Genomic DNA, 24569 nt, shown 5'->3' with positions numbered 1-24569 from the left:
ACCGCCGGCGGGCGGGGCCGCCCCCCTGGCCCCGCCCGCCGGCTCAGTCGGTCAGCCCCTGGTAGCGCCGGACGGCCAGCGGCGCGAACACCGCGACCAACGCCACCGGCCAGGCCACCGCCAGCAGCGTCGCGTGCTCGGCCGCCCAGGACTCCCCGCCGAGGCCCGGGTTGCCGAAGAGCTCGCGGATCGCCGCCACGGTCGCACTGAGCGGGTTCCACTCGGCGACCGGTCCCAGCCAGCCCGGCATCAGCTCCGGCGCCACGAAGACGCTGGAGAGCGCCGTCAGCGGGAAGGCGAGCGGGAAGACGATCGTGCCGACGGTGTCCGGGTTGGGCAGCAGCAGGCCGAGCAGGATGCCGATCCAGGACATCGCCATCCGCAGCAGCAGCACGAGACCCACCGCGAGCAGCGCGTACCCCGGGCCTCTGTGCCACTCCCAGCCGACCAGCAGCCCGCAGACCACCAGCACCGCCATCTCCAGCACGCCGCGCAGCAGGTCCGCCAGGCACCGGCCGACCAGCAGCGCGGACCTCGCCATCGGCATGGAGCGGAAGCGGTCCACGACGCCCCTGCTGGAGTCGAACGCCACCGAGGTCGCCGTCGCCCCCATCCCGTAGAGCATGGTCATGGCGAACACGCCGGGCAGCAGGAACTCCCGGTAGTCCCCGCCGCCGGGCACCCGCATCCCGCTGCCGAAGACGTAGCCGAAGACCAGCACGAAGAGGATCGGCAGGCTGAAATAGATCGTGATCTCCTCCGGGGAACGCGCCAGTTGCGCCATGTTCCGCCGGGTCATCACCAGCCCGTGCGAGAGCGCGACCCCCGGTCCGCGCCGTGCGGCCCCCCGCGGCCGCACGCCACCCACCAGTCCGACGCTCATGCCGCCGCCCCTTCCCGTTCCGTGTCCCGCCCGTCGTCCGCCCGGCGGTCGGTCGCCCCGCCGGTGAGCCGCAGGAACACCTCGTCCAGCGTCGGCCGCCTGGTGCCCAGGTCCTCCACGGGCAGCCCGGCCGCGCGCAGCGCGCCCGCCACGTCGGTCAGCGCCGCGACCCGGTCCCCGACCTCGGCCACCACCCGGCGGGACTCGGCGTCGACGGCCGGCTCGACCCGGCAGACCCGGCCCACCAGCGCCGCCGTCGCCGACAGGTCCCCGGCCTCGCGCACCACCACCTCCACGCGGTCGCCCCCGATCCGGGACTTCAGCGCGTCGGCGGTGCCCTCGGCCACCACCCGCCCGGCGTCCACCACCGAGATCAGGTCGGCCAGCCGGTCCGCCTCCTCCAGGTACTGGGTGGTCAGCAGCACCGTGGTGCCGCCGCTCACCAGCGAACGGACCGCGTCCCAGACCTGGTTGCGGCTGCGCGGGTCGAGCCCGGTGGTGGGCTCGTCGAGGAAGAGCACCCGGGGGACCACGATCATGCTGGCCGCCAGGTCGAGCCGGCGCCGCATCCCGCCCGAGTAGCCGTTGACGCTCCGCCCCGCCGCTTCCGCCAGGCCGAAGGAGGCCAGCAGCTCCTCGGCGCGCCGCCGCGCCGCCCGGGGCGTCAGCCCGAAGAGCCGGCCGAAGAGGACCAGGTTCTGCCGGCCGCTCAGATACTCGTCGACCGCCGCGTACTGTCCGGTCAGCGCGATCCTGGCGCGCACCTCGTCCGGCTCGTCCGCCACGTCGAACCCGCAGACCCGCGCACGCCCGGACGCGACCCTGGTGAGTGTGGTCAACGCCCGCACCGCGGTGGTCTTGCCGGCGCCGTTCGGCCCCAGCAGGCCGTGCACGGTGCCCTCCCGCACGGTCAGGTCGAGGCCGTCGAGGGCCCATGTCCCCCCGTACCGCTTGCGCAGTCCCTCCGCCTCGATCGCTGTCGCGGTCATCGCGCCACCCGTCCCCTTCCGCTGTTTCGGGCACGCCGGGGCGAGCCGAAACCGTGTACGGCGTATATTTTCTCTGTACACCGTACACAAACTCTGGACGGTGTACATAGTTCTACGATGGCGACGGTCCCTGGCCCGGCACGAAGGATCGAGGAGCGGCGATGGCGGCGGACGAGACCCGTGGGCGGGACCCGGAGTTCCTGCTCGAACTGCTCTGGCGCACCCGGGCCCCCGGCGCGCGCGGCCCCCGGGGCAGCCTGAGCCTGGACCGGGTGGTGGCGGAGGGGGTGCGGATCGCCGACGAGGAGGGGATCGCGGGCGTCTCGATGCGCCGGATCGCCCAGGCGCTCGGCGTCACCACGATGACGCTCTACCGCTATGTCCCGGGCAAGGACGACCTGTTGGACCTGATGTTCGACATGGCCCTCGGGATGCCCGACACCGCCGACTGGCCCGACTGCTGGCGCGGCGCGCTGCGGAGCTGGGCGGCCGGGCAGCGGCGCGTCCTGCTCGACCGGCCGTGGATGCTGGACATCCCCGTGGGGGCGCCGCCGATGGGGCCCCACAGCCTGGCCTGGATGGAGGCGGCGCTCGCCGCGCTGGACCCGACCGCGCTGGACGAGGGCGACATGATCGGCGTGCTGATGGTCGTCGGCGGCTTCGTGCTGGGCGACACACGCCAGGAGCTGGCGATGTCGAGCGCCTCGGCGCGCACCGGTGTCTCGTACGAGGAGTGGGCGCCCGCCTACGGCCGGATGCTGGTGCGGGCCATGATCGACGAGCGGTACCCGACGGTCGCCAAGCTCGCCAGGTCGGGGGTCTTCGAGACCGGGGCCGCGCCCGGCGACGACTTCGCGGGCAACCTGGACTTCCTGCTCGACAGCGTGGCCGCGCTGATCGGCCGCCGCGAGCGGGAGGCGCGGGAGGCGGCGGCCTCCTCACCCGCGGGGGGTGAGGAGCGCCGGAAGTGACCTACGGCAGGTTGCGGGCCATCACGATCCGCTGCACCTGGTTCGTGCCCTCGTAGATCTGGGTGATCTTCGCGTCCCGCATCATCCGCTCCACCGGGTAGTCACGGGTGAAGCCGTAGCCGCCCAGGAGCTGCACCGCGTCCGTGGTGATCTCCATCGCCGCGTCGGAGGCGTAGCACTTCGCGGCGGCGCCGAAGAACGTCAGGTCGCCGTCCTCGCGCTGCGACCTCGCCGCCGCCGCGTAGGTCAGCTGCCGGGCCGCCTCCAGCTTCATGGCCATGTCGGCGAGCATGAACTGGACGCCCTGGAAGTCGCCCACCGGCTTGCCGAACTGCTTGCGCTCGCGCACATACCCCTTGGCGTAGTCCAGCGCGCCCTGCGCGATGCCCAACGCCTGGGCGGCGATGGTGATCCGGGTGTGGTCCAGCGTGCGCATCGCGGTCGCGAAGCCGGTGCCCTCGGCGCCGATCATCCGTTCGGCCGGCACGCGCACGTTGTCCAGATAGACCTCGCGGGTCGGCGACCCCTTGATGCCCAGCTTCTTCTCCGGGGCGCCGAACGAGACGCCCTCGTCGCCCTTCTCCACCACGAACGCCGAGATCCCGCCGCGCGTCCGCTTCTCCGGGTCGGTGACCGCCATCACCGTGTAGTAGTCGGAGACCCCCGCGTTGGTGATCCACCGCTTGACGCCGTTGAGCACGTAGGAGTCCCCGTCCCGCACCGCCCGCGTCTTCATGCCGCCGGCGTCCGAGCCCGCGTCGGGCTCGGAGAGGCAGTAGGAGAACATGGCCCGCCCCTCGGCCAGCGGCCTGAGGTAGCGCTCCTTCAGCTCCGCCGAGCCGGAGAGCATCACCGGCAGCGAGCCGAGCTTGTTGACCGCCGGGATCAGCGAGGAGGAGGCACACACCCGCGCCACCTCCTCGATCACGACGACCGTGGCCAGCGCGTCCGCGCCCGCGCCCCCGAACTCCTCGGGGACGTGCACCGCGTGCAGGTCGCTGCCGACCAGCGCGTCCAGCGCCTCCTGCGGGAAGCGCGCCCGCTCGTCCACGTCGGCGGCGTGCGGCGCGATCTTCGCCTCGGCCAACGCCCTGACCGACTCCCGGAGCATCTCGTGCTCCTCGGCCGGACGGTAGAGATCGAAGTCCCCGGCTCCTGACACCTGTCTCACTCCCTGCCCACGAAGTGGTTCTCGTCGGTTCTCGTCCTGGTTCGCGACTCGGTTCATGACCTGGTTCATGACTGTTAAGTAACCTGATCCTAGGGTCATGCCGGGGCTGGGGATAGGTGAGCTTGCCGACAGGCCCGTTCGTCTATGCTCGGGGCCATGCCTCTCAAGATCTCGGTGATCGGTCTCGGTTACCTCGGCGCCACCCACGCCGCCGCCATGGCGGAGTTGGGATTCGAGGTCATCGGCCTCGACGTCGTGCCGTCGAAGGTGGAGGACCTCTCCCGGGGGGTCTCCCCGGTCTACGAGCCGGGCCTTGAGGAGATCCTCCAGCGGCACGTGGCCGGCCTGCCGGGATCGACCGGGCGGCTGTCGTTCACCACCTCGCCGCAGGAGGTGGCCGCCGCGGCGGACGTGCACTTCATCTGCGTCAACACCCCGCAGCGCGCCGGCGAGTACGCGTGCGACATGACCTACTTCGACAGCGCCGTCGAGGCCCTCGCGCCCCATCTGGACCGGCCGGCGCTGGTCGTGGGGAAGTCCACGGTCCCGGTCGGCTCCGCCGCGCGGCTGGCCCGCAGGATCGCCGAGCTGGCGCCGGCAGGCGAGGACGCGGAGCTGGCGTGGAACCCGGAGTTCCTCCAGGAGGGCTTCGCCGTCCGGGACACCCTGCACCCCGACCGGATAGTGATCGGGGTGACCAGCGAGCGCTCCGAGGCGCTGCTGCGCGAGGTCTACGCGACGCCGCTGGCCGAGGGCAGCCCCCTCGTCGTCACCGACCTGCCCACGGCCGAGCTGGTCAAGACGGCGGCCAACGCGTTCCTCGCCACCAAGATCTCCTTCATCAACGCGATGGCCGAGGTCTGCGAGGTCGCCGACGGCGACGTGGTCAAGCTCGCCGAGGCGCTGGGGCACGACGAGCGGATCGGCCGCAAGTTCCTGCGCTCCGGCATCGGGTTCGGCGGCGGCTGCCTGCCCAAGGACCTGCGCGCCTTCTTCGCCAGGGCCGGCGAGCTGGGCGCCTCCGAGGCGCTGCAGTTCCTCCGCGAGGTCGACTCGCTCAACATGCGGCGCCGCGCCTCCATGGTCGAGCTGGCCAGGGAGGCGCTGGGCGGCTCGCTGCTCGGCCGGCGGATCGCCGTGCTGGGCGCCGCGTTCAAGCCGGAGACGGACGACGTCCGCGACTCCCCGGCGCTGAACATCGCGGGCCAGCTCCACCTCCAGGGCGCGGAGGTGAGCGTCTACGACCCCAAGGCCGTGGAGAACGCCCGCGCCGTCTTCCCGACCCTCCGGTACACCGACTCGGCCGTCGAGGCGGCGCGCGGCGCGCACGTGGTGCTGCACCTCACGGAGTGGCGCGAGTTCCAGGAGCTGGATCCGGCGGCCCTCGGCGAGGTCGTGACCACCCGTCACATCCTCGACGGGCGGAACACGCTGGACGCCTCCCTCTGGCGCAAGGCCGACTGGACCTACCGCGCGCTGGGCCGCCCCACGGCCTGAGCCGCGGGGTCACGCGGGGGCACGCGGGGGCGAAAAGGGGATGAGCCGTCCGGTCCCCGCTGCGCAGAATGGGCCATGTTGATCGACCACTGGCCCCTCGCGGGGCTGCGGCTGCGCACTCCCCGGCTGGAGCTGCGCCTGCCCGACGACGAGGAGTTGGCCCGGCTGGCGGAGCTGGCGGCCGAGGGGGTGCATCCGCCCGAGGAGATGCCGTTTCTCGTCCCCTGGACCGACCGCCCCCCGCACGAGCAGCGGCTCGCCACGATCCAGCACCACTGGGCCGCGCGGTCCTCTCTCGCGCCCGGGGGGTGGTCGCTGAACCTGGTGGTCTTCGAGGACGGCGAGCTGGTCGGCACCCAGACGCTGGCCGCCCGGGACTTCCCCGTGCTGCGCGAGACCAGCAGCGGTTCCTGGCTCGGTCTGCCGTACCAGGGCAGGGGGATCGGCACCGAGATGCGGGCCGCCGTGCTGGAGTTGGCCTTCGCCGGGCTCGGCGCCGAGCATTCGGTCTCCGGCGCGATCGAGGGCAACGCCGCCTCGCTGCGGGTCTCGGCCAAGCTCGGCTACGTGGACGACGGCATCGCCCGGCTGGTGGTGCGCGGCCGGCCGGTGAAGGAACGGCGGCTGCGGCTGACCAGGGAACGGTGGCTGGCCCGGCGCCGCGTCCCCGTGGAGATCGAAGGACTTGAGCCCTGCCGCGCGCTGCTGGGCGCCGCCGGCCCTAAGGCGGCGTCGGGCTCAGACGCCGGGTAGCGGGTCCTGCTCCACCGGCCCGTCCGGCGGCCGGGGCGCGGCGCGCAGCTCCAGCTTGGCGCGGCACTCGGGACCCAGCCCCCAGGTCCGCGCCTCGCGGTCACGCAGCGGCCGGCCGCAGAGCCGGCAGTGCACGGGGGGCCGGCGCCGCTCCTCCGGGTCGGGGAGCAGCGCCGGCTGCGGGTCGTTCGCGCCGGACGTCGTGCCTGCCATGGGTCAGGTGTACCACCGCGGGCCGCCGTCCGGGGCGCTCACTGCCCGACGAGACCCGGGCGCAGCGTCTGCGAGAAGAGCACCCCGCCGCCCACCTCCCGCAGGTGCGCGGTGAGTTCGCCGCTCTCGCCGTCGATCTCGACCTCGCCGAAGAACTGGTAGCCCTCGGCCGGCGAGACGTTGGCCACGGTCGGCGCCTTGACGAAGACCCGGTCGGGGCCGAAGGTGTCGTCCAGCGCGTTGGCGGGGAAGGCACCGGCGTTCAGCGGGCCGGTCACGAACTCCCAGAACGGCGCGAAGTCGCCGAACGACGCCAGCTCGGGCCGGTAGTGCTGGGCCGAGGTGTAGTGCACGTCGGCGGTGAGCCAGACGGTGCCCGTGATCCGCCGGCGCTTGACGAACCGCAGCAGCTCGGCGATCTGGAGCTCCCGGCCGAGCGGGGCGCCCGGGTCGCCGTTGGCGATCGCCTCGAAGTCGGTCTCGCCGTCCGGGACCACCAGCCCGATGGGCATGTCGGCGGCGATCACCTTCCACAGCGCGCGGGAACGCGTCAACTCCCGCTTGAGCCACTCCAGCTGCTCGCGGCCCAGGATGCCCTGCGCGTTCTCCCGCTGGTCGTTGGGGGAGTTGCGGTCGCGGAAGGTGCGCATGTCCAGCACGAAGACGTCCAGCAGCGGACCGCGGCGCACGACGCGGTGCACCCGCCCCTCGCGCGCCCCGGGGCGCAGCGTGGAGATCGGGAAGTACTCGCTGAACGCCTGGCGCGCGCGGGCGGCCAGCACGTCGGCGGACTTCTCCGTGTAGTTGTCGTCCTCCAGCAGCTCGCCCGGGTACCAGTTGTTGGTGACCTCGTGGTCGTCCCACTGGACGATGGCCGGGACCTGGGCGTTGAAGCGCCGCAGGTTCTCGTCGGCCAGGTTGTAGCGGAAGTTGCCCCGGTACTCGGCGAGGGTCTCGGCGACCTTGGCCTTCTCCTCGACGGTGATGTTCCGCCAGGTGCGGCCGTCGGGCAGCGCCACGGTCTCGGTGAGCGGCCCGTCGGCGTAGATCGTGTCGCCGCTGAAGAGGAAGAAGTCCGGGTCCAGCCGCCGCATCTCCTCGAAGGCGCGGTAGCCGCCCAGCTCCGGGTTGATGCCCCAGCCCTGCCCGGCCAGGTCGCCCGACCAGACGAAACGGGTGCCGGCGGAGCGCCGTTCGGACGGCGTGCGGAACGTGCCGGTCACGGGCCGGCCGGTGCGCCGGTGGTCGTGCGGGTCGACCAGCGTCACCCGGTAGTGGACCTGCTGCCCCGGTTCGAGGCCGCGCAGCCGCGTGGTGCCGGTGAAGTCGGTGCCGGGACCGAGCAGCGGCCCGGCGAACCGGCGCGGCCGGCGGAACGACTCCGTCGCCGACGTCTCCACGATCATCCGCGCCGGCCGGTCGGAGCGGACCCAGACCAGCCCCGACTCCCCGGTCACGTCGCCGACCTGCACACCCCAGTCGGCGGACGGGCGGCCACCGAGCGCCTGCGCCGGCGCGGCACCGGCCCACGCGAGCCCCGAGGGCAGCGCCAACGCCGCCGACGCGGTCGCCGCGCCGCGCAGCACCCCGCGTCGGCCGATCGATCCGGTGCTGTTCTCGCCCGCCTGCGCCATTCTCGGTACCTCCCATGGCCGATTCACGTCATGACGGGCGCCACTATGGTGCGCGAACGGGGCGCAACGGACACCGGGCGTGACAACTCTGGCTGAACAACAGGTGCCGTGGCCCGCCGCCTCCCGTCGCGGCCGGCTCACTCCCCGCGTTCGGCCCGCCGGCAGGCCAGGGCTGTCACCAGCGCCGTCGCCGTGAGCACGACGAGCAGGGGGAGCAGCGGCTGCCGCACCGTGCCGTCCTGGTTCCCGCGCACCAGCTCGGAGACCGCCGCGTTGGCCGGGGAGGCGCCCGCCGCCAGCAACGCGACGGAACCGCCCAGTGCGAGGAGGAACGCGCGGGCCCGCCCACGCAGCATCGGTCGGCCGCAGAGGGCGCCGAGGGCCGTGCCGGCCAGCACGCAGACCAGCGTCGCCGTCAGGCCCGCTCCGAGCGCGGGAAGCCGGGAGACGGCGGTGGCGCGGTCGCCCGCGTGTCCGCCGGCCAGCAGGGCGACGGCCGCGCAGCAGACGCCGGCCAGCAGCCCCGCCGCGCCGGCACCGGTGAGCAGACAGGCCAGCTGCGCCCGTCGGGGAGAGGTCGCCGCGGCCGTGCAACTCCGCGCCGCCGGCGGCTCGTTGTGGGTGCAGGCCCAGGTCAGCCAGACGGCGGTCGGCAGGGCGACGGCCGCGTTCACGGCGAGTGAGTCCAGTATCGGATCGCCGGGGCTGAAACCGACGGCGAGTACGGCGAGGTGGAGCAGGGCGGGCGGCAGCACGTGCCGGGAACGGAGCAGCAGCGTCGCCTGGTACCACAGCAGCGCCCTCACCCCGGGCCCTCCCGCCCGGCCGGCGGCGAGACCGCGTGGACGTGCCAACGGGCCCCGGCTGTCAGCAGACTCCGCAGGACGGCGTCGGAGACGGCCGGCGGCGCGGTGATCCGCACCCGCCCCCGCGGGGCCGGGACCCAGCGCACGCCGGCCGGCAGCGGCGGGGGCGCGGCGCCCGGGGGGCCCTCGGCGATCACGGTCACGGGAGGTTGCCCGACGCCGTCGGCCGACGCGGGGCCCTCTTCCTCCGCGACCCGGGCGTCCGCGATCCGCAGCACCCGGTCGACGGCGCTTCCCAGGCCCCGGGGCGCGTGGTCGACGAAGACGACGGTGGCCCCGGCGGCGACGCGCTCGGCCGCCACGCTGTCCAGCAGCGCCCTGGCCTCCCGGTCGAGCCCGCTCCACGCCTCGTCGAGCACCAGCAGCGCCGGATCGGCCAGCAGCGCCTGTGCGACGGCGACTTTCCGGGCGGTCCCCTTGGACAACTCGACCAGCGGGGTGCGCCCGTACCCCGCGGCACCCAGCCGCTCCAGCCACCGCTCGGCCCGCTCCCGCGCCACGGCGCCACGCAACCCGTGGATTCGCCCCAGATGGCCGAGGTAGCCGAGGGCCGTCAACGGCAGCTCGGCGGGGAAGTGTTCCGGCACGAAGCCCGTGGGGCGCGGCCGGTCGGTGATCCGCCCCGCGTCGGGCGCGTCCACCCCGGCCAGCAGGCGCAGCAGCGTCGTCTTCCCGGCGCCGTTGGCGCCGGTGACCCTGACGAGCGAGCCGGCGGTCACTTCGAGATCGACCTCGCGCAGCACCCAGGGGCCGCGCGCGCCCCGGCGTCGGCTCACCCGCGACAGCCTCACGCGCTCGTCCCCGGCCGGTGGACGGTCAGCCGGAACGAGGCGGTGACGGTCGCGGGCGGCGCCCCGGCGGCCGGGTGGGCGGCGGCGTGGTGGGCGTTCGGGCCCATGCCGACCAGCGCGGCGGTCTCGGCGGCGGTCAACCGCATCCCGAACTCCAGCCGTTCCTCGCCGTGCTGCGCGAAGTGGCCGGCCAGGGTGCGCCGCAGCCGTTCCTCCTTGGCCGGGTCGACCGACAACAGGCCCCCGGCCGCGCGGAGTTCGGCCAGATGGTCGGGGCCGGGGGTCACCACCAGCAGGGTGCCGCCTGGCGCGAGCACCCGGTGGAACTCGGCGCCGTCGCGCGGCGCGAAGACGTTCAGCAGCACGTCGGCGGCGCCGGAACGCAGCGGCAGCCCGCGCCACACGTCGGCGCTGGCCGCGCCCATCCTGGGGTGCGCCCGCGCCGCGCGGCGCAGCGCGTACTTGGAGACGTCCAGGGTCAGCCCCGCCGCCTCCGGCAGCGCGTCGAGCACCCCGGCGAGATGGTGCCCGGTGCCGCCGCCCGCGTCGACCAGCAGCCCGCCGGCGGGCGCCGCCTCCCCGGCGAGCCTGGCCAGCGCCTCGGTCAGCGGCGCGTAGTGCCCGGCACCGAGGAACGCGGACCTGGCCTCGACCATGGCCGCGCCGTCCGCGTTGGCCCCGGCGCCCCGGGGGCCGCCGGCGGCCAGGCTGAGATACCCCTGCCGCGCCAGGTCGAAGCTGTGCCCGGCGGGACAGCGCACCGACCGCTCACCCGCGGCGAGCCCCGCCCCGCAGACGGGGCAGCGCAACGCCGCCAGCAGCCGCGCCCAGGGTGCGCGTTGATCGAGCCGGCCGCCGTCCATGCGGCCGGATGCTACCGGAGCGGCGGCGGCTCAGAAGTCCCGCCCGTCGGCGACGAAGTGGTGGGCCTCCTCGTCGAAGGGGCCGGCGAACTCGCCCCGGTGGTCGCCGAGGTCGACGTCGACTCCGGGGAGGGCGGCGGGAACGCGGTCCATCATGGCCGGGGAGAGATAGTGGTGGTGGAGGTCCAGGCGTTGGAGATGGGTCAGTGGCTGTCCGGTGAGCAGGCTTTCGACGCCGGCGTCGGTGAGGGTGCCCAGTGCCAGGCTGAGTGAACGCAGTCGGGCCACGACGGGGGCGGTCGCGACCACGTCGGCGAACTCGTCCGTGATCCAGCTGTTCTCCAGCCCGAGATGGCGCAGCGCGGGGAACCGCTCGCCGTTGAGCAGCGGCGCGAGGTCATTGGCGTCGACCTCCGGCGGCGCGTCCAGGTCGGGCAGCACGCCGAGCCAGAGGTCCAGGTACTCCAGCGCCGGCAGGTCGCTGGCGCCGAGCGCGCGCGCCACGTGCCCGAACAGGCAGCAGGACTCGAACCGCAGGGTCCGGAGGGTCTCGTGGCGGAACGGGCGCAGCGCGAGTCCGTTCTTGCCCCGGACGTCCAGCCGCTCCAGTCGGGGGAACCGCTCCAGGACAGGGGTGACGTCGCCCTGCCGGACGTAGGCGAAATCGACCTGGTAGCCGAGGTGTAGCGCGCGCAGCCGGGGAAACCTCCCGGCGTGCCGGAGGAGGGACTCGGCGGCGACCTCGCCCTCGAAGCCGGCCCATCCCAGCGCGAGCGTGGTCACCTCGCCGGTGTCGACGGTCTCCACGAAGCGGTCGAAGACCTCGGGGAATTCGGGAGGGTCCACCATCTCCTTCTCGACGAGCCAGGCGACCTCCGCCGGGGCGCCGCCGCCCTCCTTGCCGATGTCGAACCGCGTCAGCGGCTGTCCGTCGAAGACCTTGTCCTTGAGGTGGGCATAGCTCGCCACGATCGTTCCTCGCTCGTCACCCGACATGCATGAACGGGCGTTCGATCCTACCGGAGCCCGGTCCTCTCGATAACGGGCGAATCGTTGGTTTCCGGGTGCCCGCACGGCATCTGCACACGGGTCACACGACCCGAACCGCGCCTTCCGCGGCGCCTCGGGGCGGGGCGGGCGCCGGCCAGGATTCCGCTTCTCCGCCGCGCCCCGGCCGCTTCCGCCGGGGAGGGGGCGCGTGCGGCCGGGTGCGGGGTTCCGGGCCGCCCCGAACGTCGGGAACGCCGTCGGTCTCTCGTCGGCCGTGGGGCGGCGAACTTCACTCTGCGCGAGCGGAGAGGACACAGGGCCTGCACCGTTTCCCCGGATGAACGCGGCCCCCTCGCCCTCCGCACGCCCCGGCCCCGAGACGGATCGGGGGCCGGGGCGCGGGGTCACACGCGTCCGGTGTGCCGCTTTGACCAGCGGCAACGTCACGCGCGCCCCGCCCGCGGGCCGGGCCGGCCGGTGGTCGTCGGGCCGTGGGGCGCCGACGTTCCCGGGGAAGGCCGCAACTCGTGTATCGCGCACGAGAGTTACGATCGGTGACGAGCGGCAGCCGCCGCTCCGCCGCGCGGCGGGAACGGCGCGTGGTGAGCCGTCATGACAAGGAACGGGGCGAATCAGCATGAGGTTCATACCGGCACGCACACGGGTCGCGGGCGCGGCGGTCGCCGCGATGGCCGCCTTCGGCGCCGTCGCGGCCCTGCCGGCGTCGGCGACCGCCGCCGACCACACGACCGCGGCGACGAGCGCCGCCGCGCCGGTGGAGACGATCGAGGGGCCGTTCGCCACCGAGCACGAGTGCAAGGTCACCCGCGCGGACTTCAGCCGCTACTACGAGGTCGGTGTCTGCTACAAGCCGGACACCATCAACGCCTGGTACTTCCACTGGTTCTCCTAGACGCGTCGCCCCGGGGCGCGGCCCCGGGGCCGATGGCCGGACGAGGCGCCCGACCGGGAATCCCGGTCGGGCGTTCCGCGCTACCGTCGCCGGGACAGCCGAGCCGAGCGCACCCGGGAGGGCAACCGTGGCCGACCATCTCGCCGTTCTCACCACGACCGACGCGGAGGACAAGGCGCGCGCGCTCGCCGCGAGCGCCGTCGAGCGGCGCCTCGCCGCCTGCGCGCAGATCGACGGGCCGGTGACCAGCGTCTACCGCTGGGAGGGGCGGATCGAGACCGACGCCGAGTGGCGGGTGCTCTTCAAGACGACCGCGGCCCGTTACGACGAACTCGCCGCGCATATCGAGGAGACGCACGACTACGACACGCCGGAGATCATCGCCACCCCGATCACCCGCGGAAGCGACGCCTATCTCGCCTGGCTGGGCGCGGAGACGACCCGCTGAACGCCCGACGCCCCCGGCCTCGGAGGAGGCCGGGGGCGTCGCGGGTGCCGGGAATCACTCCACCCCGACCGTGACCTCCTCGTCGTTGCGCAGCTGCTCCATCAGCGCGTCCGCCTGCTCCTGGTCCCAGAGCACCGCCGAGCTGCCGTCGGGGGCCGCGTAACCGGGGTCGGCGACCGGCATGTTCATGCGTTCCGCGCTGCGCATCGCCCAGAACATGCTGCGCAGGTCCCACAGGCTCATCTCGGTGTCGACGGTCAGCGCGTCCAGGCTGGCGCTCATCGTCGGGTAGAGCTTGAAGGGGTTCAGCAGCGTGCCGGGCGAGGCCGCCTGGTCGGCGAGGGTGCCGAGGAACTCCTGCTGGTTCTTGGTGCGCCCCAGGTCGCCCTCGGCCTCCTGGTAGCGCTGCCGGTTGAACGCCAGCGACTCGGCGCCGTCCAGCTGGTGGCAGCCCTCGGCGAAGTCGGCGCCCGAGTTCTCGTCCTGGATCGGCTCGTCGAAGCACATCTCGACGCCGCCGAGCGCGTCGACCACGTTGGCGAAGCCGCCGAACCCTATCTCCACGTAGTGGTCGATGTGGATGTCGAGGTTGTGCTCGATGGTGCGGGCCAGCAGCCACGGGCCCTCGATGGAGAACGCCGCGTTGATCTTCTGCCCCTGCTCGGGGATGCGGTTGCCGGACTCGGAGCCGGTGAACTCGGGGATGGTCACCCAGGAGTCACGCGGCAGGCTCACCATCGTGTTCCCGTTCGACCCCACGTGCAGGATCATGATCGTGTCCGTGCGGCTGCCCTCGGCGTTGCCCGTGCGCATCTCCTCGCGCTGCTCGTCGCTCAGCCCCTCGCGGCTGTCGGAGCCGACGATCAGGAAGTTGGTGCCCTCGCCGGGCTCCGGGCGGTCCTCCAGCGCCTCCAGGTCCACGTCCCGGTTGAGCTTGCCGTCCGCCCAGAAGTAGGTGGCGGTCCCCACCACGACCAGCACGAGGACCAGCGCCAGCAGGCTGAAGCCTATTCGGCGCCCCCAACGCGGCCGGGGCTTCGGCTGGTCGGGACCCTGCCCCCCGTACGGGTAGGGGGCGTCCGGCGGCGGCGGTTCCTGCCGGCCGGAGCCCCGGTAGACCTGGCCGTCGTTCCAGCCGGAGTCGTAGCCGGGGTTCGGCTGGCCTGACGGCGTCGGCCCGGCGTCGTGGTGTGGCGAGCGCTGTCGCGGCGGTCTCCCCACGTGCGGCATGACCCGCGCGCTCTCCGGGGTCGCGCTGCCGCGCCCCCTTCCGTAACCGCTCCGGTCCTGGTCGTCGTCGGTCCACCCGTCGGGCCAGTCGCTCATAGCACGCCAGTCTGCACCGGTATGCCGTTCGGGGGAAACACGGTCCACGCACTGTGGCAGACCTGATGCATTATCGGACCGGTCGGGTGCTTACGCTGGACTTATGACCGATGTGCCCAGTGATCGCGCCGATCACGCCGATCACCCTGATCCCGCGGGTAAGCCCACCGCCGCCTCGCGGACCACGCTCTCCACCATCATGAGCCAGAACGACGTCAACCTGTTGGGCACGGTGCACGGCGGCGTGATCATGAAGCTGGTCGACGACGCCGCCGGCGCGGTCGCCGGCCGCCACTCCGGGGGGCCGGCGGTCACCGCCTCCATGGACGAGATGGTCTTCCTGGTGCCGGTGCGCATCGGCGACCTGGTGCACGTCCACGCCCAGGTGAACTGGACCGGCCGCAGTTCCATGGAGATCGGCGTCAAGGTGCTCGCCGAGCGGTGGAACGAGTCGACGCCCGCCACCCGCGTCGGCACCGCCTATCTGGTCTTCGCCGCCGTCGACGAGGAAGGCAAGCCGCGCCGCGTCCCGCCGGTGCTGCCCGCGACCGAACTGGACCGGCGACGGTTCCAGGAGGCACAGATCCGGCGCACCCACCGTCTCGCACGCCGGCGCGAGATCCAGGAGTTGCGCGCCAGGGGCGCCGACCTCGGCTGAGCGCGCCGCCCGCCCCCTCGCCCCCCCCGTCACAGCCGGGCGATCCGCGCGTGCCGTTGACGCGGCGCCCGCCGGGCCGGGGCGACGCCGCTGAGCAGGACGTAGCGGGCGGCCCTGTGCCGCTGCCCCGGGTAGTCGGCCAGCAGCTCCAGCATCCGCGCGTCGTCCGCGTCCCGTTCGCCGGCCAGCGCGTAGCCGACCGTGCCCGGCAGATGGAGGTCGCCGACGGTGATCGCGTCGGGGGAGCCGTTGCTGCGCTGCAACGCCTCGGCCGCCGTCCAGGGCCCGACGCCGGGCACCGCCCGGAGCCTGGCGAGCGCGGCGGGCAGCTCCATCGCCGCCGCCTCCTCCATCCGCCGGGCGACCCGCACCACCCGCATCACGGTGGCGGAACGCGAACCGTCGACGTTGGCCCGGTGCCAGTCCCAGGACGGGACGCGGGCCAGCGTCCCCGGGGCCGGCATCACCCACAGACCGATGTCCGCGCCCGGTCCCGGCGCCGGCTCGCCGAACCAGCGCAGCAGCCGCCGCCAGGAGCCGTAGGCGTCCTCGGTGGTGACGCGCTGCTCCAGGACGGACGGGATCAGCGACTCCAGCACCAGCCCGGTGCGGATCAGCCTGACCCCCCGGTGCCGCCGCCTGGCCTCGGCGATCAGCCGGTGGCGCGGCACGAACTCCCCGGGGTCGTCCTCGCCGCCGAGCAACGCCGGCAGCCGGTCCAACACCCAGTCGGCACCCGGCCCCCAGGCGCTCGCCGCGATCCGCGCCCCGGGGCGCAGCCGCAGCGTGGCCGGCCCGAGCGGGGTGCGGGTGCCGCGCCAGAGGGTGCCGTCGCGCTCCTCGCGGAACGCGGGATCATACGGCCCGCGCCGCAGCACGAGGAGGCTGCGGCGCAGGTCGTAGGGTTCGGGCGGGGTCCACTCACGGTCCGGCATGACCCGGCAAGGCTACTGTCGGCCCCGCCGCGCGCCCCCGTCGGGTGGCCCCCACCCGGGCGGTCGCCCGCCGGGTGTCACCGGCCCTGGAGCTTGCTGGCCAGCGAACGGACGCCGGGCAGCGCGGAGTAGAGCTGGTCGCCGGGGCACTCGGTGGCGAAGCCGTCGCGGTGACCGGAGATGTTGTACATGTTCACGGTCGTGCCCTTGGCGTATCTGCCGCCGCCCTGGGAGGTGCGGTTGGCCGTGCCGCTCGGGTCCACGTTGAACAGGCCGAGCTTCCAGCCGGTCAGCAGCGACAGGGCGTCGGTCACGTCCTTGTTGGGCTTGGTCGAGCCGTAGGAGCCGATGACCGCGATGCCCATGCTGTTGTGGTTGAAGCCGGCCGTGTGGGCGCCGAGCACCGGCTCGATGACGCCGCCGGCGCGGCCCTCGTAGATGGTGCCGCAGCGGTCCACGAAGAAGTTGTAGCCGACGTCGCGCCAGCCCTGACTGACCACGTGGTAGCGGTAGATGGCGCGGATCATCGCCGGCGCCTCGGAGCAGCTGTAGTCGTTGGTGTCGGCGGTGTGGTGGACGAACGCGGTCTTCACCGTGTCCGTGTAGGAGTAGCCGCTCTCCCGCAGGCTCTCGTCCGCGCCCCACTTGGAGCGGATGACGATGCCGGGGCGCGGGCCGACGTGGTCGCCGGCGGCCGGCACCGCCTCCGGCTGGGGGGCCAGCATGTCGAGCGCCATCTCGCCGGGGTGGACCAGCTCCAGGCTGAGCCCGTCGGGCAGCGCGGCGGCCGCGTCCTCGGGCGCCACCCTGGCCTGCACCCCGTCGGACTCGCCGACCCAGCGCGGCGCGGTGCCGCCGCGGGTCCCGTCGCCCTCCTCGGCCACGGCCCCGGCGTCGGGCGCGTGTTCCGAGTGGGACTCCAGCGCGATCCAGTCGGACCAGTCGCCCGTCCCGGCGTCCCTGGCGCGTACCTCGATCGTGCCGTGGAACTCCTCCTCGGCGTCGGACCAGACGACGCCGAGCAGCGAGAAGGGGTCGGTGTCGGTGGCCGGCAGGCCCTGTCCGGCGAGGGGGAGGACGGGTTCGCCGTCCTCGCCCCCCTCGCCTTCACCGCTGCTGCCGGCGAGTGGGGTCATCTCGGAGAGGGAGAGGGACTGGGTGGCCGCCGCCGTGCGCGGCGCCGCACCCTCGGCACCGTCGGCCGCCTGCGCCGCGCCCCCGAGCGGGAGGGTCAGCGGGACGAGCAGGGCGGCGGTGCACGAACCGATCAACGGAAGGGAACGGAGCGAGAGTGTTCGGAATGCACGCATAGTCCTGATGGTTGTCATATGTCACGACCGCTGTCGACTTCTGAGTGGTCGTGAGCTGACCCTCCGTGAGATTCATTCGGCTCCCGGGTAGCGCGGACGGCCCAGCGCGCCGCGTAGGCTGACGGAGATGAACACCGCCGACCGCACCCCCGCCGACCTGCTGCGTTCCGCCCTGGCGAGCGACGCGGGCCGCCCGTTGCTCACCTACTACGACGACGCCACGGGCGAACGGGTAGAACTCTCCGCCGCCACCCTGGCCAATTGGGTGGCGAAGACCTCCAACCTGCTCCAGGACGAGCTGGCCGCCGCCCGCGGCGAGCGGCTGGCGCTGCTGCTGCCGGCGCACTGGCAGACGGCGGTCTGGCTGCTCGCCTGCGCGGCGACCGGGGTGGTCGCCGAGGTGGACGGCGACCCGGCCGACGCCGACCTCGTGGTCTGCGGCCCCGACCGGATCGAGGAGGCGCGCGCCTGTACGGGGGAGCGCGTGGCGCTGGCGCTGCGCCCGTTGGGTGGTCGCTTCCCCGAGGCGCCCGCCGGGTTCTCGGACTACGCGCTGGTCGCGCCGGGGCAGGGCGACACCTTCGCCGCGCTCGACCCGCCGGGCCCCGACGACCCGGCGCTGGTCGTCGGCGGCGCCGCACTCACCGGCGGCGAGCTGCTGGCGCGGGCCAGGGCGGACGCCGCCGCGCTGGACCTCGGACCCGGGTGCCGGCTGATGTCCACGCGGGGGTACGGCAGTTGGGAGGGGCTGTCGGCCGGGCTCTTCGCGCCGCTGGCCGTCGGCGGCTCGGTGGTGCTCTGCCGGAACGCGGACCGGCAGGCGCCGGAGGCGCTCGCCGCGCGCCGGGAGAGTGAGCGCGTCACCCACTTCGCCGACTGACGGTGGCCGCTCCGGCGGCGCCGCCGCAGGATCGGGGTATGAGGGTCCCGCGACAGCCCGACTACCACCGGCTCGCCGAGCCGGCGGACCGCCGGGCCGACGAGCCGGCGGACGGTGGCCGGGGCGAGGCCCCCGACCCCTGGGCCGGCTGGCTCGGCTGGGACGACGAGGACGACTGGGACGAGTGGAACGCGCGCGACCCGCTCGACCGCCCCCGCTGGCCGCGTTGGGTGGCGCTCGCGGTGGCCGCCGCCGTTCTGCTCACCGCGGCCCTCGGCTGGACCGCCAGAAAGAGTGCCCCGCCGCCGGACTCCCCGGCCGTTCCCCCCTCGGCGACCGAGGTCGACGACGCCCCCGGGGGGCCCGCGGGGAGCGTGGAGAAGTCGCTTCCGCTGTAACGAGTTCCGGTCCGGGAACCCATGAAACGGTAAAGAGCAACGCGGTAAAACCCCTCATAGACGGCCAACCCGGATAATCCGCCGCCCCCTCGCGGGTGGGATCGCTCACCGACATCGCTTGGCATGGAACCTCCGGGCTAGTGTGTCCCGTCTGATCCTCTAGCAGGGCACACGGAGGGCACGCGAATACGTGGACGCGCGAGGACCTGGCGGCGCGGACGGCGTCGATCCCGCTGACCAGTGGGTATTCAACCCGGAGACCGGCACCTATGAGCTGCGGCTGACGGGCGGCCGGAGAGGCGACGGCGCCGGCCGCCCCGAGCGGCCGTCGGCACCGTCGGTGACCGATCCGGCGGGAGCGCCCAGAGCCAGTCACACTCCGCCACGACAGCGTCGCGCGCCGTCCGTCGAGGGGGGCGAGGACGAGTCGCCGGCCGCCGGCGACCGTGAGCTCCCGGCCCAGCGCGACCGCCGTGCCCAGCGCGGCAGCCGCCGCAGGGGCAAGGAGGCGCCGCCCGGCCGCGGCAAGAAGAAGCAGCGCGGCCGCGGCCGGAAGATACTGATGTGGACCGGCGGCAGCCTCGCGTTGCTGCTGGTCATGGGCGCGGCGGGCGCCTGGTGGTTGATCAACCGCCTCAACGACAACATCACCAAGTACGACGTCGGCAAGGACAACGACTTCTCCTCAGACGAGGCGGTCAACCTCCTCTTCATCGGGACCGACACCCGCACCGGCTCGGGCAACGAGTCCTACGGCGGCGACGCCAGCGAGGGCGCCGACACCACGATCCTGATGCACTTCTCGGAGGACCGCAGCCACGCCACCGGGTTGAGCATCCCGCGCGACCTGATCACCGACATCCCGGAGTGCGAGGTCAAGCAGGAGGACGGCACCACGCGGACCATCCCGGCCGCGGAGGGCGTGCGCTTCAACACCAGCATGGGCACGGACGGGCGGGACCCCGGCTGCGTCTGGAACACCGTCGAGCAGCTGACCGGCGTCGAGATCAACCACTTCATGATGGCCGACTTCAACGCCGTCAAGGACCTCTCCACCGCGGTCGGCGGCGTGCCGGTCTGCCTGGAGGAGCCCATCGACGACCCCAAGTCGCACCTCGACCTCCCCGCGGGCGAGCACGTGGTGGAGGGCGAGGAGGCGCTGTCCTTCGTGCGCACCCGCTACTCCGTCGGCACCGGCAGCGACCTGTCCCGGATCAAGCTCCAGCAGCAGTTCGTCGCCTCCATGGCCCGTCAGATCACCGACGGCGGGATGCTGACCGACCCGGGCAAGCTCTGGGACCTCGCCGACACCGCCACCCGCTCGCTCTCCGTCGACGACGGCATCGGCAGCATCCAGCGCCTGCGCGACCTGGCCTCCACGCTGGGCGGCGTGCCGATGGACGACATGAACTTCGTGACGCTGCCCGTCGTCGACAACCCCGACGAGCCGGAGGACGCCAAGGCGACCGTGGTCGTCGACGAGGGCCGCGCCGCGCCGATACTGGAGATGATCCGCCAGGACATCTCGCCCAACGAGCAGCGGGAGCGCGAGGCCGAGGAGGCGGCCGCGGAGGAGGAGGCGGCCGCCGCCGCGCCGGAGGAGATCCGGGTCGACGTCTACAACGGCGGCGACGTGATCGGCGCCGCGCAGGTGACCCTGGACTGGCTCCAGAACACGCAGGGCGTGCCGTTGGCGACCAACGCGGGCAACGCGCCCTCGCCCCAGGAGACCACCACTCTGGAGTTCGGCCCCGACCAGGCGGGACAGGCCGCGGCGCTGGCCGACATGATGGGGCTGCCGGACTCCGCGCTCAAGGAGCAGTCGGCCGAGGCGGGGGACCAGCCGATGGTGCTGATCCTCGGCGACGACTTCCGGGGCGCGGGTGAGCCGATAGAGGTTCCGGCGGAGATGCCGGACGACGTGGACAGCATCACGGCGGACGACGAGAGCGTGTGCGCCTCCTGACCGGTGTCGACTCCCGACTGGTGTCGACCGGGACGGGGCGGCATCGAGCGGACCTGAACCATTCTGACCAAGGGGCCGTCCGAAGAGGCGGAGAGAACGAACGAGCGAGTGGGGGACCCCTTGCGGAGGAGCGGTATACCGGGCGAGGACGGGACGGGTGGCGCCCCCGGCACCCCCGACAGAGCCTCCGAGCTCGGCTGGGACGACTCGCTCTACGAACGCGGCCCCGCCGTCCCCGCCCAGCGGTCCGCCCCCGACGCACCGCAGCCGCGCGACGACGGCGGTGACGGCGGTGACGGCGGCGAGCCGCCCGGCGCGCCCCGCGCCGCGGCCAGGGGCCGGGGCAAGCCGAAGCCGCGCTGGCGGCGGGTGCTGGTCTGGACGGCCGGCTCGCTGGCGCTGCTGGTGACCGGCGTCGGCGTCGCCGGCTACCTCTATCTGGAACACCTCAACGGCAACCTGACCAAGAAGCCCCGCAGCGCCGGCAGCGGCGACCTGGAGAAGCCGCCGCCCAACGCGGCCGGCCAGAGCCCGTTGAACATCCTGCTGCTCGGCTCCGACTCCCGCGACGGCGAGGAGAACCAGCAGCTCGGCGGCGCCCGCGACCTCGCCGGCGGGCCGGTCAGGGCGGACGTCCAGATGCTGCTGCACGCCTCGGCGGACCGCAGCAACATCTCCGTGGTCAGCATCCCGCGCGACACCCAGGTCGCCATCCCGGAGTGCACCGACCCCGACAGCGGCGAGACGTTCCCCGCCGTGGAGGCCGACTCCATCAACAACGCGCTCGCCCGGGGCGGACCCGGCTGTGTCCTCGCCACCTGGGAGCAGCTGACCGGCGTCTACATCGACCACTTCATGATGGTCGACTTCGCCGGAGTCGTGGACATGGCCGACGCCGTGGGCGGTGTGCCGGTCTGCGTCGAGGAGAACATCGACGACCCCAAGTCCGGGCTGCGACTGACCGCCGGCGAGAGCGTCATCGAGGGCGAGCAGGCGCTCCAGTGGCTGCGCACCCGCAAGGGCTTCGCCGACGGCAGCGACATCGGCCGCACCAAGGCGCAGCAGATGTATCTCTCCAACATGGTCGAGGAGTTGCAGTCCAGCGCCTCGCTGACCAACACCGGCGAGCTGATGGACCTGGCCGAGGCGGCCACCAACGCGCTGACCGTCAACAACGAGCTGGGCTCGGTCCAGGCCCTCTACGACCTCGGCACCGACCTGCGCGAGGTCCCCAACGACCGCATCAACATGGTCACCCTGCCCTGGCAGCCCGACCCGACCAACCCCGACGTCACCGTCATACCGGACCCGAGTCGCGCGCCCGACCTCTTCGAGATGCTCCGCACCGACGTCCCGCTCGACGACCAGGACGCCGAACCGGCCGAGCCCACCCCCGAGGAGACCGAGGAGGCCCCCGACCCCAGCCCGCCGGCCGAGGTGGCCGTCTCGGTGCTCAACGAGACGGGCTCAGAACTCCAGCCGCCGGTCGACGGCCGCGCCGGGGTGCTCACCGACGAACTGGTCAGGCTCGGCTACACACAGGCCGTGACCGACGCCACGACCGTCGAGAACTCCCCGACCACCGAGGTGCGCTACTCCGAGGAGGCGGACCGGGTGGACGCCGAGGCGCTGGCCGAGGCGCTCGGCATCCCGGCCGAGCGGGTCATGGCCTCGCCCGAGACGGAGGGCCTGGCCCTGGTGATCGGCGAGGACTGGCGCGAGGGCACCGCGTTCCCCGAGGCGTCCGAGGAGCCGGAGGGTGAGCGCGCCCCCGACGAGCCGACGATCGAGGACGACGAGATCATCTCCGGCTCGGGCGGCGACAGCTGTATGCCGGTCAACCCGGTCTACACCTGGTAGACCGGCGGCCGGCGCCGCCCGGCCGGGTCAGCGGCTGGGCTCGGGCGCCGGCGGGCGGGCGGCGATGACCTTCCGCGCCAGCTTCCTCGGACTCGTCAGGAAGCCCCAGCCCCACGACATGTGCATGGTCGCCAGCGCCAGCGGGATGCGCACCCGCGCGCCCGGGGACAGCCCGCGCCCGGCCGGAACCGAGCCCAGCACGATGCCCGCCAGATAGCCGCCGGGGATCACCAGCGTCCAGGGCGTGAACACCGCGCCCACCAGCCCGGCGGCGATCGCCAGCACGGCGGCCGGCGGCGCCAGGTAGCGCGGGTTGATCGAGCCCGCGTGGTAACGGGCCACGACGTGCCGCCAACGACCGTAGTTCCGGTACTGCTTGGCCAGCGCGCGCACCGACGGCCGGGGCCGGTAGGAGACCAGCAGCTCGGGGGAGAACCAGACGAGCCCGCCGTCCTGCCGGATGCGGTAGTTCAGCTCCCAGTCCTGGGCGCGTACGAACTCGACGTTGTACCCGCCGAGCCGCTCCAGCACCTCGCGGCGGAAGACGCCCAGATAGACGGTCTCCGCCTCGCCCGCCTGACCGCCGGTGTGGAAGGCCGCGTTGCCCACGCCGATGCGCGCGGTCATCGCGGCGGCCACCGCGTGCTCCCAGGCGTTCTCGCCCTCGGCGTGCATGATGCCGCCGACGTTGGCGGCGCCGGTCTCCTCCAGCAGCCGTACGGCGGTGGCGATGTAGTTCGGCGAGAGCATCCCGTGGCCGTCGACCCGCACCACGACCGGGTGGCGGGAGGCGGTGATGGCGGCGTTGAGCCCGGCGGGGGTGCGGCCCGTGGGGTTGGGCACCGTGCGCACCCTGGCGTCCTCGGCCGTCAGCTCGGCGGCGATCTCGTCGGTGCGGTCGGACGAGGGGCCGAGGGCGATCACCACCTCAAGCTCGCCCGGGTAGTCCTGTCGCAGGATGTGCTCCACCGAGGTCCGCAGATGGCGCTCCTCGTTCAGCACCGGCATGATCACGGAGACGGCGGGAGTGGGAAGGCTGGTCACCGGCTCACGTTACCGCGAACGGGGGACCCCGGCGCGCGCCGCCTCAAAGCCCAAGATCGTATCTGCGTACCGTGGCGCTCCGTCTCCGAACGAGCGGGAGTGTGTACCCACCCATGCCAGCCAGACGCCGCCGCCGTTGGGGCCTCCGCATCGCCAGCACCCTCTCCGCGCTGGTGCTCACCGCGAGTGGCGTCGGCCACTCGGTGGTGGCCGGAGTCACCGACGGGGTGGGCCGGGTGGACGCGTTCGGGGGGCTGCGGGACCGCCCGGACGCCGGCTCCGGGCTCAACATCCTGCTGGTCGGCACGGACAGCAGGGACGGACTCACCGAGGACGAGCGCGCCCGCTACCACGTGGGCGGCGCCTCCTGCCGCTGCGCCGACGCGATCCTGCTGCTGCACGTCTCGGAGGACAGGGAGCGCGTCAGCATGGTCAGCCTCCCGCGCGACTCCCTCACCACCCTGCCCGCCCACACCATGCCGGACAGCACCGAGCGGCACGAGGCGCACGACGACAAGCTCAACTCCGCGCTCTCGCACGGCGGTCCGCAGCTGATGGTGGAGGCGGTCGAGGGCCTGACGGATACCAGGATCGACCACTACCTGGAGGTCAGCTTCGTCAGTTTCATGCGGGCGGTCGACCAGCTCGGCGGCGTGGAGGTCTGCACCACCGAGCCGCTGCGCGACGCCTACGCCGGGCTCGACCTGCCCGCCGGCACCAGCACCCTGGACGGCCCCGGCGCCCTCGCCTACGTCCGGGCCCGGCACGTGGACGGCGCCTCGGACTTCGGCCGGATGGAACGTCAGCAGCGCTTCCTGGCCGCCTTCGCCGACAAGGCGGTCAGCGGCGGGGTGCTGCTCAACCCGGGCAAGGTCGCCGCGATGGCCGAGGCGCTGCTGGACTCGGTCCGCGCCGACGAGGGGCTTGACGCCGAGCAGATGCTGGAACTGGCGGGGCTGATGCGGCACTTCACCACCGCCTCGGCCGAGTTCGCCTCCGTCCCGGTCGCCGACCGCCAGCACGAGGCGCCCGGACTGGGCTCCACGGTGCTGTGGGACGAGAAGGCCGCCGACCGGCTCTTCGACGCGCTCCGGCACGACCGGCCGCTGCCCAGGCCCGAGCCGGACCCGGGGACGCCCGCCGAGCGCCCCGCCGCCCCGGCCGACGGCGCGCAGGACACCACGGGCGCCGACGAGATCGTCTGCTGACC

The 24569-nt window shown here is 73.5% G+C and carries 24 protein-coding genes; 11 read left to right on the top strand and 13 right to left on the bottom strand.

Going from position 1 to position 24569, the window contains the following annotated elements; translation table 11 throughout:
- Positions 1 to 43 precede the first annotated feature (43 nt).
- Together CRP51_RS23760 and CRP51_RS23755 are read right to left on the bottom strand one after the other, a co-directional pair.
- A complete protein-coding gene (locus CRP51_RS23760; protein WP_212615979.1) occupies positions 44 to 883 on the bottom strand; it encodes an ABC transporter permease in 840 nt (279 codons plus the stop codon).
- On the bottom strand, positions 880 to 1872 hold the full coding sequence (locus CRP51_RS23755; RefSeq protein WP_097233366.1) for an ATP-binding cassette domain-containing protein: 993 nt from the start codon (positions 1870 to 1872) through the stop codon (positions 880 to 882). The genes CRP51_RS23760 and CRP51_RS23755 overlap by 4 nt, the downstream gene beginning before the upstream one ends.
- 161 nt (positions 1873 to 2033) lie before the next feature.
- On the opposite strand from CRP51_RS23755, the gene CRP51_RS23750 reads away from it, so the two are divergent.
- Positions 2034 to 2843, top strand: coding sequence for a TetR/AcrR family transcriptional regulator (locus tag CRP51_RS23750; RefSeq protein ID WP_097233365.1), 810 nt, complete (start codon positions 2034 to 2036; stop codon positions 2841 to 2843).
- A gap of 1 nt (position 2844) precedes the next feature.
- Here CRP51_RS23750 and CRP51_RS23745 read toward each other — a convergent pair whose 3' ends face one another.
- A complete protein-coding gene (locus CRP51_RS23745) occupies positions 2845 to 4005 on the bottom strand; it encodes an acyl-CoA dehydrogenase family protein (RefSeq protein ID WP_097233364.1) in 1161 nt (386 codons plus the stop codon).
- Between the two features lie 165 nt (positions 4006 to 4170).
- Here CRP51_RS23745 and CRP51_RS23740 point away from each other — a divergent pair, with 165 nt between their 5' ends.
- Together CRP51_RS23740 and CRP51_RS23735 are read left to right on the top strand one after the other, a co-directional pair.
- Positions 4171 to 5511 carry a UDP-glucose dehydrogenase family protein gene (locus tag CRP51_RS23740; protein ID WP_097233425.1) on the top strand — a complete coding sequence of 447 codons (1341 nt, stop codon included), beginning with the start codon at positions 4171 to 4173 and terminating at the stop codon, positions 5509 to 5511.
- A 75-nt stretch (positions 5512 to 5586) separates the two neighbouring features.
- Positions 5587 to 6264 carry a GNAT family N-acetyltransferase gene (locus CRP51_RS23735; RefSeq protein ID WP_097233363.1) on the top strand — a complete coding sequence of 226 codons (678 nt, stop codon included), beginning with the start codon at positions 5587 to 5589 and terminating at the stop codon, positions 6262 to 6264.
- Here the strand turns inward: CRP51_RS23735 and CRP51_RS23730 are convergent.
- From CRP51_RS23730 to CRP51_RS23705, 6 genes are all read right to left on the bottom strand, one after another.
- Complete coding sequence (locus tag CRP51_RS23730; RefSeq protein WP_245880767.1) at positions 6250 to 6477, bottom strand: DUF6011 domain-containing protein; 228 nt, start codon at positions 6475 to 6477, stop codon at positions 6250 to 6252. The genes CRP51_RS23735 and CRP51_RS23730 overlap by 15 nt on opposite strands.
- Before the next feature lie 38 nt (positions 6478 to 6515).
- A complete protein-coding gene (locus CRP51_RS23725) occupies positions 6516 to 8111 on the bottom strand; it encodes an alkaline phosphatase D family protein (protein WP_097233362.1) in 1596 nt (531 codons plus the stop codon).
- A 137-nt stretch (positions 8112 to 8248) separates the two neighbouring features.
- Positions 8249 to 8917, bottom strand: coding sequence for an ABC transporter (locus CRP51_RS23720; protein WP_097233361.1), 669 nt, complete (start codon positions 8915 to 8917; stop codon positions 8249 to 8251).
- Positions 8914 to 9768 (bottom strand): ABC transporter ATP-binding protein, encoded by an 855-nt coding sequence (locus CRP51_RS23715; protein WP_097233360.1) that lies wholly within the window; start codon positions 9766 to 9768, stop codon positions 8914 to 8916. The genes CRP51_RS23720 and CRP51_RS23715 overlap by 4 nt, the downstream gene beginning before the upstream one ends.
- Complete coding sequence (locus tag CRP51_RS23710; protein ID WP_097233359.1) at positions 9765 to 10631, bottom strand: putative RNA methyltransferase; 867 nt, start codon at positions 10629 to 10631, stop codon at positions 9765 to 9767. Before CRP51_RS23710 ends, CRP51_RS23715 begins: the two co-directional genes overlap by 4 nt.
- 30 nt (positions 10632 to 10661) lie before the next feature.
- On the bottom strand, positions 10662 to 11600 hold the full coding sequence (locus CRP51_RS23705) for a cytoplasmic protein (protein ID WP_097233358.1): 939 nt from the start codon (positions 11598 to 11600) through the stop codon (positions 10662 to 10664).
- A 658-nt stretch (positions 11601 to 12258) separates the two neighbouring features.
- Between CRP51_RS23705 and CRP51_RS23700 the strand changes: the two genes are divergently transcribed.
- Positions 12259 to 12534 carry a hypothetical protein gene (locus tag CRP51_RS23700; RefSeq protein WP_097233357.1) on the top strand — a complete coding sequence of 92 codons (276 nt, stop codon included), beginning with the start codon at positions 12259 to 12261 and terminating at the stop codon, positions 12532 to 12534.
- Positions 12535 to 12661: 127 nt separating this feature from the next.
- Positions 12662 to 12982 carry a divalent-cation tolerance protein CutA gene (gene cutA, locus CRP51_RS23695; protein WP_097233356.1) on the top strand — a complete coding sequence of 107 codons (321 nt, stop codon included), beginning with the start codon at positions 12662 to 12664 and terminating at the stop codon, positions 12980 to 12982.
- A gap of 54 nt (positions 12983 to 13036) precedes the next feature.
- On the opposite strand, the gene CRP51_RS30300 is transcribed toward cutA, so the two are convergent.
- Positions 13037 to 14212: an LCP family protein gene (locus CRP51_RS30300; RefSeq protein ID WP_500691305.1), complete on the bottom strand. Its 1176-nt coding sequence runs from the start codon at positions 14210 to 14212 to the stop codon at positions 13037 to 13039.
- Between the two features lie 199 nt (positions 14213 to 14411).
- Between CRP51_RS30300 and CRP51_RS23685 the strand changes: the two genes are divergently transcribed.
- Positions 14412 to 14966 carry an acyl-CoA thioesterase gene (locus tag CRP51_RS23685; RefSeq protein ID WP_097233354.1) on the top strand — a complete coding sequence of 185 codons (555 nt, stop codon included), beginning with the start codon at positions 14412 to 14414 and terminating at the stop codon, positions 14964 to 14966.
- Between the two features lie 29 nt (positions 14967 to 14995).
- On the opposite strand, the gene CRP51_RS23680 is transcribed toward CRP51_RS23685, so the two are convergent.
- Positions 14996 to 15901, bottom strand: a complete 906-nt coding sequence (locus CRP51_RS23680; protein ID WP_097233353.1) for a DNA-3-methyladenine glycosylase family protein — start codon at positions 15899 to 15901, stop codon at positions 14996 to 14998.
- A gap of 77 nt (positions 15902 to 15978) precedes the next feature.
- Positions 15979 to 17211, bottom strand: coding sequence for a peptidoglycan recognition protein family protein (locus tag CRP51_RS23675; protein ID WP_245880766.1), 1233 nt, complete (start codon positions 17209 to 17211; stop codon positions 15979 to 15981).
- Positions 17212 to 17338: 127 nt separating this feature from the next.
- Here CRP51_RS23675 and CRP51_RS23670 point away from each other — a divergent pair, with 127 nt between their 5' ends.
- The 4 genes from CRP51_RS23670 (at position 17339) to CRP51_RS23655 (ending at position 22315) form a co-directional block, all read left to right on the top strand.
- A complete protein-coding gene (locus CRP51_RS23670; RefSeq protein WP_097233351.1) occupies positions 17339 to 18091 on the top strand; it encodes a TIGR03089 family protein in 753 nt (250 codons plus the stop codon).
- A gap of 38 nt (positions 18092 to 18129) precedes the next feature.
- Entirely contained in the window at positions 18130 to 18489 is a 360-nt protein-coding gene (locus tag CRP51_RS23665; protein WP_097233350.1) for a hypothetical protein, read from the top strand.
- A gap of 190 nt (positions 18490 to 18679) precedes the next feature.
- Complete coding sequence (locus CRP51_RS23660; RefSeq protein WP_097233349.1) at positions 18680 to 20455, top strand: LCP family protein; 1776 nt, start codon at positions 18680 to 18682, stop codon at positions 20453 to 20455.
- Between the two features lie 120 nt (positions 20456 to 20575).
- On the top strand, positions 20576 to 22315 hold the full coding sequence (locus CRP51_RS23655) for an LCP family protein (RefSeq protein ID WP_245880765.1): 1740 nt from the start codon (positions 20576 to 20578) through the stop codon (positions 22313 to 22315).
- 27 nt (positions 22316 to 22342) lie between these two features.
- On the opposite strand, the gene CRP51_RS23650 is transcribed toward CRP51_RS23655, so the two are convergent.
- Positions 22343 to 23323: a glycosyltransferase family 2 protein gene (locus tag CRP51_RS23650; protein WP_097233422.1), complete on the bottom strand. Its 981-nt coding sequence runs from the start codon at positions 23321 to 23323 to the stop codon at positions 22343 to 22345.
- Between the two features lie 149 nt (positions 23324 to 23472).
- Between CRP51_RS23650 and CRP51_RS23645 the strand changes: the two genes are divergently transcribed.
- Positions 23473 to 24567, top strand: coding sequence for an LCP family protein (locus CRP51_RS23645; RefSeq protein ID WP_097233348.1), 1095 nt, complete (start codon positions 23473 to 23475; stop codon positions 24565 to 24567).
- Positions 24568 to 24569: the final 2 nt, after the last annotated feature.

Source organism: Streptomyces zhaozhouensis (assembly GCF_900230195.1).
Lineage (GTDB): Bacteria > Actinomycetota > Actinomycetes > Streptomycetales > Streptomycetaceae > Streptomyces > Streptomyces zhaozhouensis.
The sequence above is the reverse complement of the archived record's forward strand: the minus strand, read 5'-3'. Positions and strand labels throughout refer to the sequence as shown.

Coding starts and splice junctions, on each gene's coding strand:
- CRP51_RS23760 (WP_212615979.1), bottom strand. CDS start 883: ATGAGCGTCGGACTGGTGGGTGGCGTGCGGCCGCGGGGGGCCGCACGG.
- CRP51_RS23755 (WP_097233366.1), bottom strand. CDS start 1,872: ATGACCGCGACAGCGATCGAGGCGGAGGGACTGCGCAAGCGGTACGGG.
- CRP51_RS23750 (WP_097233365.1), top strand. CDS start 2,034: ATGGCGGCGGACGAGACCCGTGGGCGGGACCCGGAGTTCCTGCTCGAA.
- CRP51_RS23740 (WP_097233425.1), top strand. CDS start 4,171: ATGCCTCTCAAGATCTCGGTGATCGGTCTCGGTTACCTCGGCGCCACC.
- CRP51_RS23735 (WP_097233363.1), top strand. CDS start 5,587: ATGTTGATCGACCACTGGCCCCTCGCGGGGCTGCGGCTGCGCACTCCC.
- CRP51_RS23730 (WP_245880767.1), bottom strand. CDS start 6,477: ATGGCAGGCACGACGTCCGGCGCGAACGACCCGCAGCCGGCGCTGCTC.
- CRP51_RS23725 (WP_097233362.1), bottom strand. CDS start 8,111: ATGGCGCAGGCGGGCGAGAACAGCACCGGATCGATCGGCCGACGCGGG.
- CRP51_RS23710 (WP_097233359.1), bottom strand. CDS start 10,631: ATGGACGGCGGCCGGCTCGATCAACGCGCACCCTGGGCGCGGCTGCTG.
- CRP51_RS23700 (WP_097233357.1), top strand. CDS start 12,259: ATGAGGTTCATACCGGCACGCACACGGGTCGCGGGCGCGGCGGTCGCC.
- CRP51_RS30300 (WP_500691305.1), bottom strand. CDS start 14,212: ATGCCGCACGTGGGGAGACCGCCGCGACAGCGCTCGCCACACCACGAC.
- CRP51_RS23685 (WP_097233354.1), top strand. CDS start 14,412: ATGACCGATGTGCCCAGTGATCGCGCCGATCACGCCGATCACCCTGAT.
- CRP51_RS23680 (WP_097233353.1), bottom strand. CDS start 15,901: ATGCCGGACCGTGAGTGGACCCCGCCCGAACCCTACGACCTGCGCCGC.
- CRP51_RS23675 (WP_245880766.1), bottom strand. CDS start 17,211: ATGCGTGCATTCCGAACACTCTCGCTCCGTTCCCTTCCGTTGATCGGT.
- CRP51_RS23670 (WP_097233351.1), top strand. CDS start 17,339: ATGAACACCGCCGACCGCACCCCCGCCGACCTGCTGCGTTCCGCCCTG.
- CRP51_RS23665 (WP_097233350.1), top strand. CDS start 18,130: ATGAGGGTCCCGCGACAGCCCGACTACCACCGGCTCGCCGAGCCGGCG.
- CRP51_RS23650 (WP_097233422.1), bottom strand. CDS start 23,323: ATGCCGGTGCTGAACGAGGAGCGCCATCTGCGGACCTCGGTGGAGCAC.
- CRP51_RS23645 (WP_097233348.1), top strand. CDS start 23,473: ATGCCAGCCAGACGCCGCCGCCGTTGGGGCCTCCGCATCGCCAGCACC.